The following is a 21,239-nucleotide window of genomic DNA, read 5'->3' as shown; positions in this document are numbered from 1 at the left end:
ATAGAAAGTTAGGATATAGTTAGCAAATCACATCAGTGTGAAACTGAGAGCGCTTTTCTTTTTGAATCTGTCCAGGGCCAGATTGATCATCTCATCCAGTAGAGCGGGATAGGGAAGTCCTCCCGCATCACAGAGAAGAGGAAACATACTGATGCTCGTAAAACCGGGTATGGTGTTAATCTCATTGAGAAACAGCTCTCCTGTTTTCTTATCCATAAAGAAGTCCACCCGGGACATACCGCTGCAGCCAAGTACTTCATAGGCTTTTACAGCGATCTCCTGCACCCTGCGGGCATCTTCTTTTTCAAGATCTGCCGGCACGATAAGTGCGGCTCCATCGGGATCTAAATATTTTGCTTCATAATCATAAAACTCATGACTGGGCTTCAGTTCTCCGGGAGGGAAAGATCTGGGATTCTCGTTTCCCAGTATGGAGCACTCAATTTCTCTGGCATTAACAGCAGGTTCCACAAGCACCTTGTTATCAAAGCGCAGCGCTTCTTCCATGGCAGCCTGAAATTTATCTTCGTTATCCACACGGGAGACACCTACAGAGGAGCCGCACTGGGAGGGTTTAACAAAAAGGGGCATGCCGAACTTCTCTTTTATTTCAGTCAGAAGGGCGGTCCAGCTGAAATTTTCAGCCTCACACTCTGCTTTTCTGACACTTCTGAAGGGAACAACAGGCAGATTATGATGTTCCCATATTATTTTTGCTATATCCTTATCCATGCTCAGGTAGCTTCCACCTACACCTGCCCCGGCATAGGGAAGGTCGGCTATCTCAAGGAGTCCCTGAAGGGTTCCATCTTCACCGAAAGTACCGTGAAGAATGGGCAGAACCGCATCTACCGCTATGGGACCTTTATTTGAGCTAAGTCCTTTGCCTGGTACAACGCTGAGCATTTGCTGTGAATCTTCTTCAATCGAGAGGATCTCTTCAATTTCTCCCGGAGGGTTCTGTAGATACCAGACACCCTCACGGCTGATACCGATAAGGTGAATATAGTACTTTTCACGGTCTAGATGTTTATAGACAGATGCGGCAGATCGGAGGGAAACTTCATGTTCTCCTGAACGGCCGCCGTATAGTAGAGCGACGGATATTTTATTCATGTTTCACAGATTAACATGATTAATTCCTCTTCTCAAGTCACCTCTGGCATGGTAATGTTGTTACGCGCTGTTTTATTAACAGCAGATCCTCGGAGGATAAATGAATTTTCTCACTTACAATCCCCTGATTTTTTCTGCATTTATGGGAATGCTTGTGGCACAGCTTGCCAAGGTTATACTTATTCTGGTGATGGAGAGACGTATGGCCTGGGACCGTCTTACAGAGACCGGTGGAATGCCTTCATCCCATTCGGCAGCAGTTGCAGCTTTAGCAACTTCATGCGGAATCCAGTATGGATTAAACAGCCCTTACTTCGCCATTTCTATTGTATTCGGCTCAATTGTTATTTATGACGCAACGGGTGTTCGCCGGGCAGCAGGCCGGCACGCTGAAATACTCAATAGTCTGATTCAGGAAATGTCTCATCTTTTTGAAGAGGGTGATAAACCCAAGGCTCTGAAGACTCTGCTGGGTCACACCTATCCTCAGGTATTTATGGGAACCCTCCTTGGTATTTTTATCGGATTTGCCTGTATGGGGAAAATCTGAAAATACAGAGGCGAAATACAGCAGTAAATCTTCTGAACAAACTCCTGAACAACTTGATCTAAAGAATAATTTCCCCCGCATTCCACTATGCATAAATAAAAAAGCCACTCTAATGAGTGGCTATTCAAATGTGTGGCTATTCTAATCAAACCCGGAAGACCGGATCTTAGTATCAATCTACTTTATAGCCCGCCTCGGTGAGCACTTCTTTCAATACTTCTGACTCATTCCAGGGACGGGGACCGTCATCATAGATTATTGAGCTCTCATGTCCCTTGCCGAGAGTAAGAATCATATCCCCGGCTTCAGCCAGTTCAACTGCTTTCTTCATCCCTTCTTTTCTGTCGGGAATAAGAAATAGATTCTTATTCAGATCTTTTGAGGTAATACCTTCTGCAATATCATTTATGATATCCATCGGATCATCACCCCGGGGGTCTTCATTACTCAGAATAATGATATCCGCATATTCATCGGCAATCTCACCCTGTTCCGAGCGCTTTTCCACATCCCGCTCTCCGGCTGAGCCGAAAAGAACAATCAGTTTTCCCTTTACATCGCTGCGTATCAGGGGCAGAAGCTTCTCAAAGGAACCGGGTGTGTGGGCATAGTCCACCAGAGCGGAGAAGGGCATGTCTCCCGTAACAGGTGACATCCTTCCGGTCACACCGGTCAATGAAGGCAGATGATCAACAAGCTCCAGAATATCTTCTTCCATAAGTTCGGAAACCACAACAAGAGCTGCCATGGCGTTTTCTACATTGAAGAGCCCCGGCATATTCAGACGGCTCTCTTTTTTACCGTTGGGAACATTGAGGGAGAAAGCAATGCCTGTGGCATCACTCTTATAATCGCTGCACCACAGGTCGGCATCCTTATCTTTCAGGCTGTAGAGAAAAACTGGTTTCTCCCCGACAGCATCCATATAGATTTCTGCCCACTGATCATCGTCGTTGACAACACCGAAGGAGTCGGCAAAAGAGGACTCTGCAATCATCTTGAAGAGATTGGCCTTATCCAGGCGGTACTGCTCAATGGAACCGTGGAACTCAAGATGCTCGTGGGTCACATTGGTCAGAACGGCCACATCAAATTCTACATCCGCCAGGCGGGAGTTTTTAGGGGAGAGACCGTGAGAGGTTGCTTCCAGAACAGCATACTGCATTCCGTTGTCCACCATCTCTTTCAGCAGCTGGTGGATATGGGGAGCTTCGGGTGTAGACTGTCTGTAGGGGTTGGCTTTGGCTACATCCCCTGTTTTGTAATTAACTGTTGAGAGAAATCCAGCCTTCATTCCTTCAGCTTCAAGGAGCTGATGAATAAAGGAAACGGTTGTGCTCTTTCCGTCAGTACCTGTAACACCGATCACCTTCAGTTTTGATGAAGGGAAGTCGTAATAGGCAGCGGATGCGGGAGAGAGGGCTTTTCTAGTATTCTTTACTTTTATATAACAGACGCCCTCTGTGAACTCATCCAGATCCCGGGAGTGCACAATCCCTGCAGCACCCTGATGAACGGCCATTTCAATATATTCATGACCATCTGTATGGACTCCTTCCAATGCGAAAAACAGAGTCCCTTCTTTTACTTTACGTGAATCATACTCCAGTGAATCGACCATCAGTTCCTGATTGCCGTTTATTTCTACTGTGTCTACTTTGTTAAAAATACTTTGAATTGTCTTCATAGGCTAATGGTATCAGCAGGGGTGACGCTTATCAAGTAAAACCTGAGGAAAGCGTCTCTTCTGGTTCCTAAATCAGTGAACAGCTGATACTAAGGGCTGTTTTCAGCCCGTCAGAGGCCGAACTGATGATCCCGCCGCTCCATCCTGAGGCTTCTCCGCAAATAAAAAGATTCTCAAAACCATCGCATAGACCGCTGTCTCTGTTCCGAAGAACCTGAACAGGGCTGGACGTCTTACTCTCGAGGCCTATGAGTTGTCCTTCCTCCCAACCGGGCATCCGGTGGCAGATATCCTCCAGTCCAAGACGCAGAGCATTTGTTACAGGGGAGGGAAGGAGTTTTCCAAGATCAGCGGGCAACAGTCCCGGCTCATAGGAAGTGGGGAGAAGTTTCGAACCGGATTCTCCTTTTAGAAAATCCTTTATTGTCATGGATGGAGCCTTGTAGCCACTGCTCTCTCTATAAAATTTCTGTTCCAGAGCCTCCAGCCAGTTCAGACTCTGTGCAGCATCGGGTTCATTCTCATTTATCAGCCGGGGCGGAACTCCCGCAACCAGGGCGGCATTGGCAAAGGCACCGCTTCTGTCGTAATAGCTCATCCCGTTAACAATATTAGTGTTCGAAAAGGTGGCTGCAGGTACCACTTTTCCACCTGGACACATGCAGAAGCTGTATACAGGAAGATCAGCCTTTCCCGAGGTCAGTCTGTATTCGGCGGCTTTGACGCCCTCAAGGGAGGGGCAGCCCCACTGAATCCGGTTAATACTCTCCTGGCTGTGTTCCATCCGGAATCCCAGAGCAAAGTTTTTTGATATATAAGGAACTCCTCTGTTAATTAGCATTCTGAATGTATCCAATGCCGAATGTCCCGTGGCCAGAATAAAATAATCTGCCTCAAGACTGCCGTTATCAGTAATGACAGCTCTGACTCTCCCGTCCTTAATATCCAGATCTTTCACTGACGAGTCGAACTCGATCTTTCCCCCAAGCTTTTCCAGCTCACGCCGCATACTGCGGGCAACCGGGAGAAGTCTGTCACTTCCAATATGAGGATGTGCCAGGTATAGAATTTCTTCCGGGGCACCGTGGCGGACAAACTCCTCCAGAATATAACGGCGCTCCTTCTTTATATGTTTGCTTCGGGAGGTGAGCTTACCGTCAGAAAAGGTTCCTGCACCCCCTTCACCGAAGCTGTAATTGCTGTTTTCAGTAAAAAGAGCCTCTTTTTCAAGCTTTTCGATATCTGCAGCACGATCATCTACGTTTTTTCCCCTCTCAAGGATTGTTACTTTAAAGCCCGCCTTTTGCAGAAAGAGGGCCGGGAATATCCCCGCAGGACCCGAACCGGCAATAACAACTTCTGGACTTCCAGGTACTTTTGGAATCTCCAGAGCTGAAGCTGCGGTAGTCCCTGATGGAGGGCTCTCTTTTATCTCAGGAGATTCAGCCAGTACTCTGATCTGCCAGTGAATCCGGTCTTTTCTGCGGCTGTCCAGGCTCTTCTTTATAATTCTGTATTGCAGATTATTAATGCGGAGTTTAAGGCGGATCTGCCGGTCAAGATCCTCTTCTTTGTAATCGGTGGAAATATTGATATTAAGTTCTGTTTTGCCCATATTTTATCATAAATTGCCCTTCCAACAGGGGCAAGGGGGCAAAACTGTTTATTAGAAGAACTTGACAATATAGGAATCCTTGATTATGTATGTATCCAAAGGTAAAACTTAATTCCCCTTTATCTGGAGGCTCTTTTGGCAGCTACAAAGAAGCTTTTGATCGTGGAAAGTCCCGCAAAAGCAAAAACAATAAAGAAAATTCTCGGCAAAGATTTCACAGTCAAGGCCTCTGTCGGACACATCCGCGACCTGAGCAGCAGCGGCCGTGGAAAGAAGGCTTTGGGAATTGATATAGAACATGATTACAAACCCGATTACATCATTATCAAGGGTAAGGAAAAGACAGTTAAGGAACTGCAGGATGCTGCAGCCAAGGCTGACGAAATCTATCTGGCACCTGACCCCGACCGTGAGGGAGAGGCAATTGCCTGGCATCTCAAGGAAGCTCTGAATCTTAGTGATGAAGAAGCTCACCGGGTTACCTATTCATCAATTACCAAGAGTGCCGTACTCAAGGCTCTTGAGAATCCTCATAAGATCGATATGGACCGTGTAAACGCACAGCAGGGACGGCGTGTCCTGGACCGTCTTGTAGGTTTCAGCCTCTCTCCCTTCCTCTGGAAGAAAGTCGCAAAGAACCTCAGTGCGGGTCGTGTTCAGTCTGTTGCTGTACGTATCGTCGTAGAGCGGGAGAGAGAGATCAAGGCCTTTATTCCCGAAGAGTTCTGGAAAATCAAGGCTCTGGTTTCCCCACCTGAATCAAAAAAGGATCAGTTTGAAGCAGCCCTTGTCCGCTGGCAGGGTAAAAAATTCGAACTGGGAAATCCTGACGCCTCAAATGAGGCTTCTTCTGCAGTAGTTGCAGAGCATATTAAAAGCAATGATCTCAGCATTCTGAAAATTGAGACCAGGGAAGCCAAAGGCCGTCCCAGTCCTCCCTATATCACTTCCACTCTGCAGCAGGGTGCGAGCACATACCTTGGATTCGGTACCACAAAGACCATGTCTGTGGCTCAGAAACTTTATGAAGGTATGGAGATTGAAGGTGAGACACAGGGTCTTATCACCTATATGAGAACCGACTCTATAAGAATTGCCCCCGAGGCCATGGAAGATGTCCGGAATTATATAGCAAATAATTTTGATCCCGAATTTCTGCCTGAAAAGCCTCAGGAATACAGTTCTAAAAAAAATGCACAGGATGCGCATGAAGCTATCCGTCCCAGTTCAACAGAACTGACACCGGAAAGGGTTAAACCCTATCTTACCCGTGAACAGTATCGTCTTTATGAACTGATCTGGCGCCGCTTTGTAGCTTCCCAGATGCCCCCCGCACGCTTTGATATCACAACAGTGACCATCGGAGCAGGAGAGGCCGAACTGGAAGCCAAGGGTAGAATAGTCCGTTTTCCCGGACACACAGTTCTTATTCCCGACAGCGACAAGAAAGAAGACAATAAGTATCAGAATCTTCCTGATGTTAAGGCCGATGAACCTCTTGATATGGATAAACTGGATGTTACCCAGAACTTCACAAAGCCGCCGTCACGTTTTTCCGAGGCCAGTCTGGTCAAGGCTCTTGAGAAGGAAGGAATCGGACGTCCGTCAACATATGCTCCTATTATCAGGACCATCAATGACAGAGGTTATGTCCGTCTGGAAAGCAGGGCCTTCCATGCTACGGAGCTGGGAATGGCGGTTGTCGATATTCTGATCGGTAACTTTGAAGACATTATGGAGCTTCAGTTTACTGCCAATATGGAGAGCAGTCTGGATGAAGTGGAGCAGGGTAAGGCCAACTGGGTCGAACTTGTGGATAATTTCTACAAGCCCTTTGAAGCCAAGCTTGAAAAAGCCATGACAGATGCAGCACCCCTCAAAGGACGCCCCTGGGATGGAGATGAGAAATGTCCTCTCTGTGAAAGTCCTCTGGTATTGCGTTACTCTGTTAACGGTGCTTTCCTGGGTTGTTCCACCTATCCCGAGTGTAAGGGTCTGATACCTATGCCCGGTGAAAATGAACAAGATGAAAACGCCGAACCCGCAGAAATTGTCCCCTGCCCTGAATGCGGCAGCAATATGATTCTGAAGAAGTCCCGCTTCGGCAAGGAATTCCTGGCCTGTTCCAAATATCCTGAATGCAAGACAACCATGTCTGTAGATAAGGAAGGAAAGCCCGTTGAACTGCCCAAGATAAAAAGAGACTGTGATCTCTGCGGTAAGCCAATGGAAGTTAAAATGGGACGTAGAGGGCCTTTTCTGGCTTGTTCCGGCTATCCTGATTGTAAAAATACCATGCCCATCGACAAGGACGGTAAAGTTATCATCCTTCCCAAGGTTGAAGGTGAAGTCTGTGAGAAGTGCGGTAAGCCCATGGAAGTAAAGATGGGACGCCGTGGTCCCTTCCTGGCCTGTACTGGTTACCCGAAATGCCGGAATGCAAAACCTCTTCCTGGAGAAGAGGATAAGAGTGCCGCGGGTGCCGAAAAGGCTGCTCCGGCGAAGAAAGCTCCAGCTAAAAAAGCCACAGCCAAGAAAGCTCCGGCTAAAAAGGCTCCAGCCAAGAAAGCTCCGGCTAAGAAAGCTCCGGCTAAAAAGGCTCCAGCTAAGAAAGCCACAGCCAAAAAGGCTCCGGCAAAGAAGAAATCAGAGGAAGATAAATCTTCTGAAAAAGAATAAGCCACAGAGGTGGAAGAATATCCTGTAGAGTCAGTTTAATTTGGCTTGCAGGATTTTTTTTATCTTTACTTCCCTGCAGGGAATACTTATTTTATTGATATCGGTTTTTCTGCATACAGTAAGTGTATTGCATAATAACTTAGCCCTATTTCAAAGGGCAGGAGTAATTGATGAGTAATGAACCTGATGATAAGAAAACGAATGCCCAGGGCAATAACAATAATGACGACTGGAAGAAAAAACTCCAGGAGCAATTTAAGCCTGAAAACATGGAAAAACGAATTAAAGATATGAAAACCGGAAAGGGTGGTAAATACCGCTTTTCCTTCTGGTATTTTCTCCTTGTAATAGTTGTTCTTGCAGTACTGAACTTCATGTTTCTCAAGACCCCCGATGAGGTTATTGAGTTTTCCGTATTTAAGGAAAAAGTAGAGAACGGTGATATTAAAAGGGTTAAGATGACCCCGTCTTTTTATTACGGTATGACCTATACGGCAGATGAATATGCCAGCCAGGTTATGGATTCTTTAACTCAGCGTCTGAATGGCAGTAAGACTGCCCAGGCTGAGGGAAACATGTTTAAAACTGTTCCCATTAATGATCCTACCTTTGTTCCTCTTATGGAGAGCCGGGATATTGAGTATTATGCAGAGCAGGAGAAAAGGAATTACTTCCTTGAAATTCTTGTAAGCTGGGTTGTTCCACTCCTCTTTCTCTTCTTGATATGGAGATTGATATTTAAAAAAATGGGCGGCGGAATGGGCGGCTCAAATGTTATGAGCTTTGGTCAAAACAATTCTAAAATAGTAGCCGAAGAGGATCTGAATACAAGATTTAAAGATGTTGCGGGTTGTGAGGAGTCTAAAGACGAACTTGTTGAAGTCGTGGATTTTCTCAAAAACCCAGATAAATATACCGCAATCGGAGGTAAAATTCCCAAGGGTGTACTCCTTGTAGGACCTCCGGGAACAGGTAAAACCCTGATGGCCAGAGCCGTTGCCGGTGAAGCCGAGGTTACCTTCTTCCGTATGAGTGGAGCCGACTTTGTCGAAATGTTTGTCGGTGTAGGTGCTGCCCGTGTACGTGATCTTTTTAAACAGGCCCGTGAAAAGGCTCCCTGTATCATCTTTATTGATGAGCTGGATGCAATAGGTAAGAGTCGTGCGGGTGCCATGAGTACCAACGATGAACGTGAACAGACATTGAACCAGTTGCTTGTTGAGATGGATGGTTTTGACTCTACATCAGGTGTTATTATCCTGGCAGCTACCAACAGACCCGAAGTTCTTGACCCTGCTCTTCTCAGACCCGGTCGTTTTGACAGACAGGTTCTTGTTGATAAACCCGACCTTTTGGGAAGAGAAGCAATTCTCAAGATTCACTCTGCAGATGTAACACTGGATCCTGATCTGGATTTGAAAGAAATAGCTAAGGCAACTCCGGGATTTGTAGGTGCAGACCTGGCAAATATCGTCAATGAAGCGGCCCTTCTGGCTGTAAGAGGCGGCAGAAATGCTGTTACTCATAAAGATCTGGATGAGGCTATAGAAAAGACTATTGCCGGTCTTGAAAAGAAAAACAGACTGATCAACCCCCGAGAAAGGGAAATCGTAGCATACCATGAAACAGGACATGCTCTTGTGGCTGCCTTTACCCCCGATGCGGACCCTGTTCAGAAAATTTCAATAGTTCCCCGCGGTATGGGTGCTTTGGGTTATACCCTGCAGACACCAACAGAAGACCGTTTTCTGATGACTCAGGATGAACTGATAGGAAGGATTGATATTCTTCTGGGAGGACGTGCCGCCGAAGAGATTGTATTTAACAAAATCTCCACTGGTGCTTCCAACGATATCATGAAGAGCACAGACATTGCCCGGAATATGATTACCGAATATGGTATGAGCGGTAAGTTTAAGAATATGGCCCTGACTAAACGTAACGGTTCCTATCTTGAAGGTGGTGGAGCAGTTAAGGAATATTCAGAGCAGACTCAGCAGTATATCGATGAGGAGATCTCCCGTTTGATGAATGAACGCTACAAGATAGTTTTTGATCTTCTGACTAAACACAGAGATCTTCTTGAGGGCGTTACTGATCATCTGATGGATGAAGAAGTGATTTCCACAGAAGAATTCCTTGCCCTTATCGAGAAAAATGAGAAGGGTACCGCCGAGTTGGTCAGCCGTAAAGAAAGAGACATGAAGGTCTCGGAAAGAGCTGCTGAAAAGGGACAGAAAAGGAATGATGCAATCATTGCTAGAAACAAGGCCCGTGAACTGGCTGAAATGAATGAGCCACCCACGGTAAGCTCTGAGCACAAAACCGAAAATCCCTATACCCGTGAGGTTCCTCTCAAGATGGCTGGAGAAAAAAAGAAAACAATAGAGGATGATAAAAAAGATAAATAAAATCTTTTATATTATACTCAGACAAATCTGAAAATTCTTAAGATATTGAAGAGCAGAAATCAGAAATGATTTCTGCTTTTTTTTATATTTATACTTATTAACAACTATAATTGATTATATAAACGGGAATGATGAATAATGGATGATAAATAATGGATGATGAAATTTGGAATGTTTTTACATCAGAGACATTGGAATTAGCAGATACCCTTGAAGAATCGATCCTCTCCTATGAAAGAAATGGGGAATCTGAAGTCCTTAAACAGGCATACCATCAGACTCATTCTATTAAAGGAAGCCTGGGAATAATAGAATTCAACAAGCTGGAAGAGCTGGTTCACAGCTGTGAAGAACTTTTTCAATCCTGTATGACAAGGCCATTTATTCAGAAAAAACTATTTGTCAGAGCAGTTCTTGAAATGGTGGATATGGTCCGTAAGGTTATAAATCAGGAGAATGAATCATCCCTGGATATAAATACTATCGCAGATTTCAAAGAGCTGCTGGATCATGATTTTTATGCTGTTGAGGAAGAAGTTTTTTCAACTAATCAGAGTAAAGAGCGATGGATTAATGATCAGAATACTCTCCGTGTAGATTCAGCCAAGCTTGATGAACTACTGAATCTTACTGGTGAACTGTTGACTTCGGGTGATTCATTCCGGCAGCTGAGCAATGAAATGCAGGACAGCCGGCTGAGCACAAAGACTTCCTTTTTACTGGGACTTATAGATCAGCTCAGTAATAAAACTCTTGAAATGCGCATGATTCCCCTTTCCTCTGTTATGAACAGATTTAAACGTACTGTACGCGATCTTGCAGAAGATACCGGTAAAAAAATACGCCTTGAAATTTCAGGCGAGCAGACAGAAGTGGATAAGACAATTGCCGAGAGAATCTCAGATCCTCTCACACACCTTCTTCGTAATTGCATAGACCATGGCATTGACTTTCCAGAGGATAGAAAGAAATGCGGTAAAGATCCTGAAGGTGTCATAAAACTGAATGCTCATCATGAAAATGATGCAATATTCATAACCATCTCTGATGATGGAAAAGGGCTGGATTATAGGAAAATCAGGAAACGTGCTCTAAGTAATCCTGAATGGCAGCATATCACATCAGAAAAAGAGTTGGGTGAGCTGATTTTTGAACCCGGTTTCTCAACTGCCGGTGAAGTTTCGAATATTAGCGGCAGAGGAATGGGGATGGCTGCTGTTAAAGAGAGCATCCAAAATCTCAGAGGCAGTCTTGTCATAAAGTCTGAACCGGGTAAGGGGTCAAGCTTTATCATGAAGTTTCCCCTCTCTCTTGCTCTTGTTGAAGGGCTTCTGATTAAGATGGAAGACAATTATTATATAATTCCTTCCGAGGATGTTATTGAATGTATTCATATTGACCCCGCATCCATCAATCAGAGTCTGGAACTAAGTTCTACTGAATGGAATGGAAAAGTTCTACCATTGGTGAATTTAAAGCGAGTCATGAACCTGGAAGGGGACGCTGGAAATATTGTTATAGTGAGACATCTGAACAGCAGCTGCGGAATTCTCTGTGATAAGGTCGTCGATATTCTACAGACAGTTGTGAAACCTCTCCATCCTCTGTTAAAGAAGGAAGTCTGGATGCAGGGCAGCTCAGTTCTCGGATCAGGTGAACCTGTTATTATTTTGAATATATCAGGTCTTATCAATGAGTTCAGGGTATAGCACAACCCTGTTCTTGCCATGATTTTTCCCATAGTAGAGGGCTTCATCCGAATTGCCGATAATCCGGGTCACACTTGTTTCATGTTCAATACAGCTGACTCCAAATGTCATTGTAACCTTGTGCTTGTATCCTTCAAAATTAAAGACTTCAGCTGCCACTTCATTTCGAATGCGCTCTCCCATCTTGCCGGCTTCATTCACATCTGTTTCCGGCAGGAGGAACAGGAATTCCTCACCACCCCAACGACAGACTGAATCTGTCGGTCTGACGATTCTGTGAAATATCTCTCCAAGATACTTAAGTATAAAATCTCCACAGGCGTGACCATATGTATCATTGAACTTTTTAAAATCATCTATATCTGCTATTAGAACTGAAAATATGGCACCGTAACGGCTGTGGCGCCTCTTTTCAGCATCAAGAACTTCTGTCATTGATCGTCTGTTTTTCAGGCCTGTAAGAGGATCTGTACTGGCAGCTTTTTGAAGTTCATCATTAGTAATGCGCAACTCTTCTTCTGTTTTTTTCATTTTTTCAAGAAGTTCCAGAACCTGATCTTTAACCTCTTTATACTGCTGGATTTGAGTGATAAGACCACTGATATCCTGGAGTGAAAAAACAGCTATCAGGTTATTTGGATTTTCAGGAGAGTGACTGCGAACAACCTGACTTTGAATGCAGAGAATATTCTTTGAATCTTCCTGGAATCTAAACAGGTTCTTATGCAGCTGATAGGAGAAAACAACAGTAGAGCCGACTTCAAATAGTTGATGAATCATAAGAGTATAGAACTTCTTTTTAAGATCAGGAAATAAATCTCTTGCATCTTTATTTTCGGCTTCAGCACTTGGTATATCGGTCCAGAATTCAATCAGCTTATTCCAGAATAAAATCTTATAGTTCTGATCCATACAGAATATACCCTGAGGAAGAGCATAAAGCATTTCATATTGTGTTATCATAGTTCTTCCAGATATTTATCCATCAGCTTAGTCAGATCTTCCATTGATTTCATAGTAAACAGGAGTGCAATATCACCTTGAATACTGTACTTTTCAGCAATGAAACGTGTATCCGCAAGGAGGAGGGTATCTGTTGATTTCCTCAGGTCATCAAGACTGTTTCGTGTGAAATTATGCTGATAAACAGGAATCTGATAATCAAAGTTAATCTTGAGGTAATTTGATATTGTTCCCATAATTGAGTTAAGAACAATATTCCCTACTTCTGTGAGAACACCTACTTTTGCACTGTCAAAATCTTCATCCTCATCAGCATCAAGGAGTAGATTTCCAAGTATCCTGGCACTCTCGGCCGGAAAGATAAGCTTGCTTTCTCCACTTACATCACCCTTGAACATCAGGTCTATGACTGAAACTTCCTGATTCAGATATTCAGGAATTGTATTGCTTAAATCCTTAACATCAATCTGCCTGATAGACGGAATGGAGAGCTGGATATAGGTATCAAGCATTTCACTGAGTATCTCGGAGCTTCTTCCTGCTCCTATGGTCAGAAGCTCTACTAGAAAATCAAGATGATCATCCTTCATTTCTACTTTTTCTGAACTCATAGAATACTCAACTCTTCAAGAACCGGCTTTAATTTTTTTTCATTTACAGGTTTATTAATAAAGCCTGCTGCACCAGAATCTTCACATCTCTTTTTGGTCGCATCCTGGATATCTGCAGAGACCATTAAAACCTTTGATTTATATCCTGATTCTTTTATCTGTTTAAGTGTTTCTATCCCCCCGATTCCGGGCATCAAAATGTCCATCAATACCAGATCAAAATCTTTTTCTTTTAATAGTTCAAGGGTTTCTTCACCATTGGAACATTCTTCTATCTGTTCAATCCCGAGTTCATTCAGGATCTTTCTGACACTGAGTCTTCCAAGCTTTGTATCGTCAACAATCAGTATTCTTTTTTTATTGGAAAGGGACATAATTCCTCCGGCCTTATCTTTTCTTTTTATTTAATATTAAGTGATCAGCTGCCTGAATTCAAAATCTGCAGCTCATTGTGATTATATCATCATCCCTGTCAGCTGTATTAGCTCAAAGCTGATTTTATCAGGACAATGCTATTATTTTGACAAAAAAACCTATATTGTAGTAAATTGATATTAAGCGGTTCTCCTTTGCCGCTGGAGGCACTCATTGAACTTTCATTGGACTTTTCTAATTGATCTCGGAATTATTTCAATTGCTCTGCTGCTGGGAACATTAATACGTTCCAAGGTCAGTTTTTTTCAGAAATATTTGATTCCCAATTCTCTGACTGCAGGTTTTATCCTGCTTATTTTCTATAACTGGATCGGCCCGCTCTGGGGCTGGACAACAGTGTCTCTTGAAAATATGGTTTTTCATTTTTTGAATATTTCATTTATTTCAATGATCCTCAGGATTGGTAAAAAGGTGAAATCTGATAAAAAAGCCGTTTTATCAATGGCAACATCACTTGTGGCTCAGTACGGTCTACAGTGCTTTGTCGGTACCATCTTGACCCTTATTATGATACATACAATTTTCCCCTCACTCTTTCCGGGGTTCGGCCTGTTCGCTACTTTAGGATTTTCTCTTGGACCCGGTCAGGCCTTTGCCATCGGCAGCGGTTGGGAGGATATGGGATTTGAAGGACTTGCTTCTGTTGGATTAACCTTCGGAGCTCTGGGCTTTCTTCTTGCCTGTTTCGGCGGGATATTCCTGATCAATTTCGGTCTTCGCAAGAAGTGGATCTATCCTGATCATATTTCCGGACTTGAAAAGGCAACTGTACGGGCCGGTGTTATCAAAAGAGGGGAGGATGCTCCCGATGATACTGTTGAGAATAAGACCTCATCAGAAGCCATAGATCCCCTCTCATTCAATGCTGCTATTATCCTCGGAACATACCTGTTAAGTTATCTTCTCCTCAGACTTCTGAATTGGCTTCTAGCCTTTGCCGGACCACTTGGAGCAGAGCTGGCAGTTAATCTCTGGGGTATTATGTTTATCTTTTCAGCCGTTACGGCAATGATCGTAAAACACTTTATCCAGGTTTTTAATATGGAATATGTCATTGATGATAAGAGAATGACCCGTATTGCCGGTTTTTCGGTAGACTTTATGGTTGCCGCATCTGTGGGAGCCATCTCTGTAGCCGTACTCCGTGATTACTGGATTCCAATTCTCATAATTGCCGGAGTTTCCGGTTTTATCACGATCGTAACCCATATCTGGCTCTCCAGCCGGATATTTGAAGATCATAGCTTCTATCGAGCCATTTTAATCTATGGATGTGTTACAGGAACACTACCCACTGGCCTGGCATTGCTAAGAATTATCGACCCCGAGTTTGAAACACCCGCCTCACAGGACTACATGTATGCCTCAGGAATGGTTTTCCTGATGGTTATACCCATTATCATTACGGCCAATATGCCAGCCTACGGTGCCTTGAAAGGCTCTCTGGTTCAGACATATATAGTTTTAGGTATATACGCCTTCTATGTACTGTTTTGTTTTGTCCTCTATCTTTTCCTGTCAGGCAAAAACCGCTTCAACAGACCAGCAGACCTCTGGCTTCACCAGAAACACCTCAAGGTGAAAAATAAATAATTACTGTAAATTTAATCAAGTCAGTCTGAATAGAATGGTTAGAATAGAAATAATGTGAATAAAGATTGACCGGAGTTGCCCACCAGGCAGTTCCGGTTTTTTTATGTAAAGTTCCTCCCGCAGCCATCCAAGAGCCAATAAGGCTCTAAAAGTGATATCACATACGATATCACTTTCAGCAGCATCCGCAGTACCGGAAATGTGATATCACATACGATATCACTTTCAGCAGCATCCGCAGTACCGGAAATGTGATATCACATACGATATCACTTTAAGCAGCATCCGCAGTACCGGAAATGTGATATCACATACGATATCACTTTCAGCAGCATCCGCAGTACCGGAAATGTGATATCACATACGATATCACTTTCAGCAGCATCCGCAGTACCGGAAATGTGATATCACATACAATATCACTTTCGGCTGCATCCACAGTCCTGTATGCAGTGCTATTGTCCTTGTAGTTAAAAAATAACAATTCATGCGGCCTTATATTTTGCAAATAAAAAAACCGGGGCTTTAACCCCGGTTTTAAAGTCATTCCCTACTAAACTTCAATGAGAAGTCCCGGGGAATCTATCTTCAGCCTAACGGCCTGAAGAATTATACAGATAGCGGAAATAATCCAAATCTGTTGTCAATGTTTTGCTCAGAGAGGGCAGGGTATTCTGATAAGATTCCATAGACTTCCAGAAGTTGTAGAAATCCACATCCTGTCCGAATGCATCACCGTAGATTCTGGTAGACTCGGCATCGGCGCGTCCCTTGATCTCTTCAGACTTGGCATAGGCTCCGGAAATAATAGATTTCTGCTCTCTTTCAAGTTTACCCATCCATTCGGCCTTCTGACCTTCACCGTAGGAACGGTAAGCCTGGGCAATCTGATTACGCTCTGTAATCATTCTTGCATAAACCGACAGAGTCAGGTCATCGGAGTAACGGATCTGACGGACAACAATATCGATCAGTTCAATTCCATACTGAGGAACTGTAATCTTGGCCCTGGCCAGAACCCGATTGGAAATCTCTTCACGGCCCATCTTGATACGGGGGAAGTTTGTTCCCGTAGTTATGGAGAAATTTGGTCCGCTTCCCTCTTCGTCAGTAATCAGCTGTGCTTCCTGACTGGCTGCAGAAGAATTGATGATCTGGTCTGAACTACGTACAGATTCTGCCAGAGGATTCTGGGCAATAATGGTACGTACGGCAGAGTCGATAACATCATCAAGTCTGGCATAAGCCTGATTCATGGAAGTTACGGATTCGTAGAATTTAGCAGGATCACTGATTTTCCAGCGTGCTGTTGTATCTACCCAGATAAACTGGTTTTCAGAAGTAGGGAGTCTCTGAGGATCTCCGTCCCAGCTTAAAATCCTATTGGAATAGCGGGATACATTGTCCACAAAGGGAACCCTGATCTTCATACCGGCATCAGTCTCAACCTTAACGATCTTACCAAAACGGGTAACAAGAGCCTGTTCCCCTTCAGGAACGATATAAAAGGGTCCGAGAAACGCAATCAGAATAACCAGGACAAGAAGTGTGATAAGGATCTTTATTGATTTATTCACTGTGCACCTCCTGTTGTCTGTCCGCCCACTGATTTGAAGGGGACAAAGTTTTTAAGATTTTTATCAACAATATCCGCGTTACTACCCTGGATAAAGACTTTTTCTATCATTTCGTAATAGAGACGGTCACGGGTGACGGCAGGATATTTTCTATATTCTTGAAGAACAGCGACAAAACGGGCTGTATCACCGGTTGCTTCATTTACACGTTCAGTAGCGTAACCTTCTGCAATCTGGATAAGCTGTTGAGCCTGACCTGTGGCTTTGGGAATTTCCTTGTTATATGCTTCTTTACCTTCGTTGATAAAACGATTCATATCCTGAATGGCCTTGTTGACGTCTTCAAAGGCATCCTGAACTTCCCCCTCGGGAGGAACGATATTTTGAAGTTTAACGGTAGTTACCTGTATTCCCATACCATAGGATTCAATGATCCGCTGAATCATCTGTATTCCAGCATCCTCAATGTTAGTTCGCTCAGAACCGATAACATTCAGAATAGCTCTGTCACCAACCAGCTGGTTGATTGCAGACTGGGATACATCACGGATAGTTTTTTCCCTGTTGTTTACATTGAATAACCAGGCTTTTGGATCGGTGATTCTATACTGGATAATCCAGGATACATCGACGATGTTAAGGTCTCCGGTGAGCATAACAGACTCGTTGGAGTAGTCTTTCTGTGAATAAATAGTCGTGATACCGGCGCTGTCTGTTCTGAAACCGAACTGCATTGTCTGTATTACTTTCGTAGGTACTTTATAGACACGCTCAATTCCCAGGGGAATCTTGTACTGCAAACCTGGACCTGTGGTGCGGTTGTATTTACCCAGTGTCAGCACAACGGCCTCTTCTGTCTGGTCTACAACATAAACACCACTCATAATACTGAATGCAGCAATAACAACAATCAATATGATCCAGATGAACTTGGGTTTCATAGGCAGATTGATCTTTCCTTTTTCCGGAGAGACATCTCTTTCAGGCATGGCTCATCTCCTTTTTCTTCCAGAACGGTACTACCGCTCCAGTGTTTTTTTTATTCAGGGCCGAAGGGCCTTGATTCATTTGATTAGAGCCCCGACAACATAATTACCGAATCTCATCCCCTTAAACTTAAATAACCCGACCCTTCAGGTCAAGGATAATCGTTTTCCCATGCTGAACTTTCAGGCGCATCAACGCCGCCGGGTTTACGTTTAAATATAAGAGAGTAATGTCTCCAATATCCGTTCCAGCATAAACTCAACAAAAACTCCCGAATGGATCTCCCTGCCGCAGCGGTTGAAGGCCTCATAGTACTCCTTCTGCCTGTCCCTGATGGCGCTCTCAATATGGACCTCAAGAAACAGATCATTCCATCTGCTTAAAAAAAGGGTCTGCCATAGCCTGCCCAGACGCCCGTTTCCGTCAGAAAAGGGGTGAATATATTCAAACTCATAGTGGAAAATGCAGCTCTTGATCAGTTCCGAATATTCCAGATTTTTCAGAAATTCAAAAAGTTCCTTTATAAGGAAGGGTACCATCCCCGCAGGAGGTGCAACATGCAGTATCTGACCATTCCGGGATATTCCAGAGGCACTGCTTCTGAAACAGCCGGGCCTGTTCAGCAGATTATTCATAAGAATCCAATGGGCTTCCAGAAGATTCTTTTGGCTGTAGGGCGACCATCTATCCATTCCCTCATAGGCCATGACCGTATTGATAATCTCCCTTACTTCATTTTCAGGAGCCTCTACGTCATCCCCCGCAAGTATAGATTTTATCTGCTGCACAGTCAGACTGCTCCCTTCAATCTCCAGTGAGGCCTGCATTATCTCTATTTTATCTTTAATTTTGAGAAAATGATCACCGTGGTACTGCTGTTTGTCATTCAGTATCTGAATGGATTGATTTATCTCGATTTCAAGTTCCAGCAATGTGTCTGTGAGGGGAGGAGCTTTGAAGTTTTCAGACATGATTTTTCACTCCGAAGGTCTTCATTCCATAAATAATAGTGCAGACGCCAATTAAATGACAGCATTGACAATTCCCTGCTCCATCCGTATCATAATCCGATTGAATGAAAGTTCATCGTAAGTCGATTCTGAACTTCCGAATAAATATATATGCATGCGAGGTTTGCACCGTGAAAAGAAGACTCATTACTTCAGCACTTCCCTACGTTAATAACATTCCCCATCTGGGAAATCTCATACAGGTTCTTTCTGCCGATGTTTTTGCCCGTTTCTGCCGTCAGTACGGCTATGAAACACTCTATGTATGCGGTACCGACGAATACGGTACTGCCACAGAGACTAAAGCACTGGAAGAGGGGGTTACTCCAAGAGAACTCTGTGACCGCTTTCACAAGGTTCACAGCGATATCTACGACTGGTTTAACATTGAGTTTGACTACTTTGGAAGAACATCCACTCCCCAGCAGACTGAGATTGTTCAGGGGCTCTTTAAGAAGGTTGATGATGCCGGTCTGATCAACGAAAAAACAATTGAACAGCTCTTTTGCAATAGCTGTGACAGATTCCTTGCAGACCGTTATGTACACGGTGTCTGTCCCCATTGTGAATCCATAAATGCCAGAGGAGATCAGTGTGAAGACTGTGGAAAACTTCTGGAACCTACAGAACTGATTGAACCCCGTTGTGGAACCTGCGGTGCTACCCCCGAGCTTAGAAGCACAGACCATCTCTACATCGATCTGCCCAAGGTTCTCCCCAAGCTGGAAGCCTGGATGGAAGAGGCCTCAGTGGACGGGTTCTGGGCAAAAAACGCCGTTCAGATGACCAAAAGCTGGATACGTGACGGTCTGAAAGAAAGAGCCATCACCCGTGACCTTAAATGGGGAATTCCTGTTCCAAAAGAGGGTTTTGAAGACAAGGTATTCTATGTATGGTTTGATGCACCCATCGGTTACATCTCCATCTCCGCCTGTCACACTCCCGACTGGAAAGATTGGTGGCAGAACCCCGAAAATGTAAAACTCTTTCAGTTTATCGGAAAGGACAATATTCCCTTCCATACTGTCATCTTCCCCTCAACCCTTCTTGGCTCCGGGGAAAACTGGACCATGCTTCACCACATGTCTTCCAGTGAATATCTGAATTACGAAAACACCAAGTTCTCAAAGAGCAAGGGAATCGGAGTCTTCGGTACAGACTGTCAGGAAACCGGCATTCCCGCCGATGTCTGGAGATTCTATATCTTCTACAACAGACCCGAAAAATCTGATACCCAGTTTACATGGAAGGACTTCCAGGAAAAGGTTAACTCCGAGCTTATAGGTAACCTTGGTAACCTGGTCAACAGAACTCTGACTTTCACAAATCGCTTCTTCGACGGCAAAATCCCCGAAGGAAAGATTGATGAAGCCTTCTGGAAAGAAGTTAAAGAAAGAGAAGCTGTTATTACAGAAAAACTCAACCGTGCCGAACTGCGTGATACTTTCAAAGAGATCCTTCAGCTCTCAAGCCTCGGTAACAAATCCTTCCAGGAAGGAGAACCCTGGAGAACCAGAAACGATGATCCCGAGGCAGCTGCAAGCCTGCTGATGAACCTCCTCTATCTTGTTCGTGACCTGGCTATTCTGGTTCACCCCTATCTACCAGAAACCTCCGACCGAATCGCTTCCCAGCTTGGACTCAGCGATCTGCAGTGGGAACACCTCTGTGAGATAAAAGGAATCGGAACCATCGGAACACCCGAGATCCTGTTCAAGAAACTGGAAGATGATTTTATTGAAGAGCAGAAGGTCCGCTTTGCCGGGTCACAGGCCGACAGAGCCGCCGCTGAAGAGCAGGCAGGCCCCGAAGCAGACTTCAGAAGCACAATTGACCTGAGAGTTGCCAGGATTGTTAAAGCTGAACAGCATCCCGATGCTGAGAAACTATACGTTATTACCCTGGATGCCGGAGAAGAGGAGAACAGAACCATCTGTTCCGGTCTTGTAGGGCATTACACAATCGAAGATCTGGAAGGAAAGAACATTATCCTTGCCTTCAACCTCAAGCCAGCCAAACTCCGTGGAATCAAGTCCAACGGAATGCTTCTGGCAGCCGAGAACAAAGAGCATATGGAAGTTCTCTTCCCCACAACTGGACAGCCCGGTGATCGTGTTCTACTTGAAGGAGATTCAGAATCTCTTGAAGTTCCCGGTAAGAAGATCAAGATTGACCGATTCTTTGAAGTTCCCATCACCGTTAAGGACCATGCGGTTCAGGTCGGTGAAACTGCTCTCTGCATCAAGGCTCAGCCCGTAAAGGCTGAAAAAGTTGTAGACGGCGAGGTTGGTTGATC

The 21,239-nt window shown here is 44.3% G+C and carries 15 protein-coding genes; 6 read left to right on the top strand and 9 right to left on the bottom strand.

Annotated elements, in window-relative coordinates; all coding sequences use genetic code 11:
* Positions 1-27 precede the first annotated feature (27 nt).
* A complete protein-coding gene (locus DV872_RS12555) occupies positions 28-1,116 on the bottom strand; it encodes a D-alanine--D-alanine ligase family protein (RefSeq protein WP_216664388.1) in 1,089 nt (362 codons plus the stop codon).
* Positions 1,117-1,216: 100 nt separating this feature from the next.
* Between DV872_RS12555 and DV872_RS12550 the strand changes: the two genes are divergently transcribed.
* Positions 1,217-1,666 carry a divergent PAP2 family protein gene (locus tag DV872_RS12550; protein WP_114630285.1) on the top strand — a complete coding sequence of 150 codons (450 nt, stop codon included), beginning with the start codon at positions 1,217-1,219 and terminating at the stop codon, positions 1,664-1,666.
* A 172-nt stretch (positions 1,667-1,838) separates the two neighbouring features.
* On the opposite strand, the gene DV872_RS12545 is transcribed toward DV872_RS12550, so the two are convergent.
* Positions 1,839-3,353 carry a UDP-N-acetylmuramoyl-L-alanyl-D-glutamate--2,6-diaminopimelate ligase gene (locus tag DV872_RS12545; RefSeq protein WP_114630284.1) on the bottom strand — a complete coding sequence of 505 codons (1,515 nt, stop codon included), beginning with the start codon at positions 3,351-3,353 and terminating at the stop codon, positions 1,839-1,841.
* A gap of 67 nt (positions 3,354-3,420) precedes the next feature.
* Entirely contained in the window at positions 3,421-4,968 is a 1,548-nt protein-coding gene (locus tag DV872_RS12540) for an NAD(P)/FAD-dependent oxidoreductase (protein WP_114630283.1), read from the bottom strand.
* Positions 4,969-5,103: 135 nt separating this feature from the next.
* Between DV872_RS12540 and topA the strand changes: the two genes are divergently transcribed.
* The 3 genes from topA (at position 5,104) to DV872_RS12525 (ending at position 11,767) form a co-directional block, all read left to right on the top strand.
* The gene (topA, locus tag DV872_RS12535) at positions 5,104-7,647 is read left to right on the top strand and encodes a type I DNA topoisomerase (protein ID WP_114630282.1); all 2,544 of its coding nucleotides are present in this window, start codon (positions 5,104-5,106) and stop codon (positions 7,645-7,647) included.
* A gap of 170 nt (positions 7,648-7,817) precedes the next feature.
* The gene (gene ftsH, locus DV872_RS12530; protein ID WP_370446656.1) at positions 7,818-10,058 is read left to right on the top strand and encodes an ATP-dependent zinc metalloprotease FtsH; all 2,241 of its coding nucleotides are present in this window, start codon (positions 7,818-7,820) and stop codon (positions 10,056-10,058) included.
* Positions 10,059-10,210: 152 nt separating this feature from the next.
* A complete protein-coding gene (locus tag DV872_RS12525) occupies positions 10,211-11,767 on the top strand; it encodes a chemotaxis protein CheA (protein WP_114630281.1) in 1,557 nt (518 codons plus the stop codon).
* On the opposite strand, the gene DV872_RS12520 is transcribed toward DV872_RS12525, so the two are convergent.
* Genes DV872_RS12520 through DV872_RS12510 form a run of 3 tightly spaced genes read right to left on the bottom strand, consistent with a single transcriptional unit; the run spans position 11,738 to position 13,715 of the window.
* Positions 11,738-12,730 (bottom strand): GGDEF domain-containing protein, encoded by a 993-nt coding sequence (locus tag DV872_RS12520; RefSeq protein ID WP_114630280.1) that lies wholly within the window; start codon positions 12,728-12,730, stop codon positions 11,738-11,740. The two genes, DV872_RS12525 and DV872_RS12520, sit on opposite strands and share 30 nt — an antisense overlap.
* Positions 12,727-13,341 carry a hypothetical protein gene (locus DV872_RS12515; protein ID WP_114630279.1) on the bottom strand — a complete coding sequence of 205 codons (615 nt, stop codon included), beginning with the start codon at positions 13,339-13,341 and terminating at the stop codon, positions 12,727-12,729. The genes DV872_RS12520 and DV872_RS12515 overlap by 4 nt, the downstream gene beginning before the upstream one ends.
* On the bottom strand, positions 13,338-13,715 hold the full coding sequence (locus DV872_RS12510; RefSeq protein ID WP_114630278.1) for a response regulator: 378 nt from the start codon (positions 13,713-13,715) through the stop codon (positions 13,338-13,340). Before DV872_RS12510 ends, DV872_RS12515 begins: the two co-directional genes overlap by 4 nt.
* Positions 13,716-13,929: 214 nt before the next feature.
* On the opposite strand from DV872_RS12510, the gene DV872_RS12505 reads away from it, so the two are divergent.
* Positions 13,930-15,369, top strand: coding sequence for a sodium:glutamate symporter (locus DV872_RS12505; RefSeq protein ID WP_114630277.1), 1,440 nt, complete (start codon positions 13,930-13,932; stop codon positions 15,367-15,369).
* Positions 15,370-15,962: 593 nt separating this feature from the next.
* Here DV872_RS12505 and hflC read toward each other — a convergent pair.
* The 3 genes from hflC to DV872_RS12490 all read right to left on the bottom strand — a co-directional run bounded on the left by hflC (position 15,963) and on the right by DV872_RS12490 (position 18,904).
* The gene (gene hflC, locus DV872_RS12500; RefSeq protein WP_114630276.1) at positions 15,963-16,946 is read right to left on the bottom strand and encodes a protease modulator HflC; all 984 of its coding nucleotides are present in this window, start codon (positions 16,944-16,946) and stop codon (positions 15,963-15,965) included.
* Positions 16,943-17,935, bottom strand: coding sequence for an FtsH protease activity modulator HflK (hflK, locus tag DV872_RS12495; RefSeq protein WP_114630275.1), 993 nt, complete (start codon positions 17,933-17,935; stop codon positions 16,943-16,945). The genes hflC and hflK overlap by 4 nt, the downstream gene beginning before the upstream one ends.
* Before the next feature lie 210 nt (positions 17,936-18,145).
* Complete coding sequence (locus DV872_RS12490; protein ID WP_114630274.1) at positions 18,146-18,904, bottom strand: Fic family protein; 759 nt, start codon at positions 18,902-18,904, stop codon at positions 18,146-18,148.
* 170 nt (positions 18,905-19,074) lie between these two features.
* On the opposite strand from DV872_RS12490, the gene metG reads away from it, so the two are divergent.
* Positions 19,075-21,237 carry a methionine--tRNA ligase gene (gene metG, locus DV872_RS12485; RefSeq protein ID WP_233516423.1) on the top strand — a complete coding sequence of 721 codons (2,163 nt, stop codon included), beginning with the start codon at positions 19,075-19,077 and terminating at the stop codon, positions 21,235-21,237.
* Positions 21,238-21,239 lie beyond the last annotated feature (2 nt).

This window comes from Oceanispirochaeta sp. M1, assembly GCF_003346715.1.
Lineage (GTDB): Bacteria > Spirochaetota > Spirochaetia > DSM-2461 > DSM-2461 > Oceanispirochaeta.
This window is presented reverse-complemented; position numbering and strand designations above follow the sequence as displayed.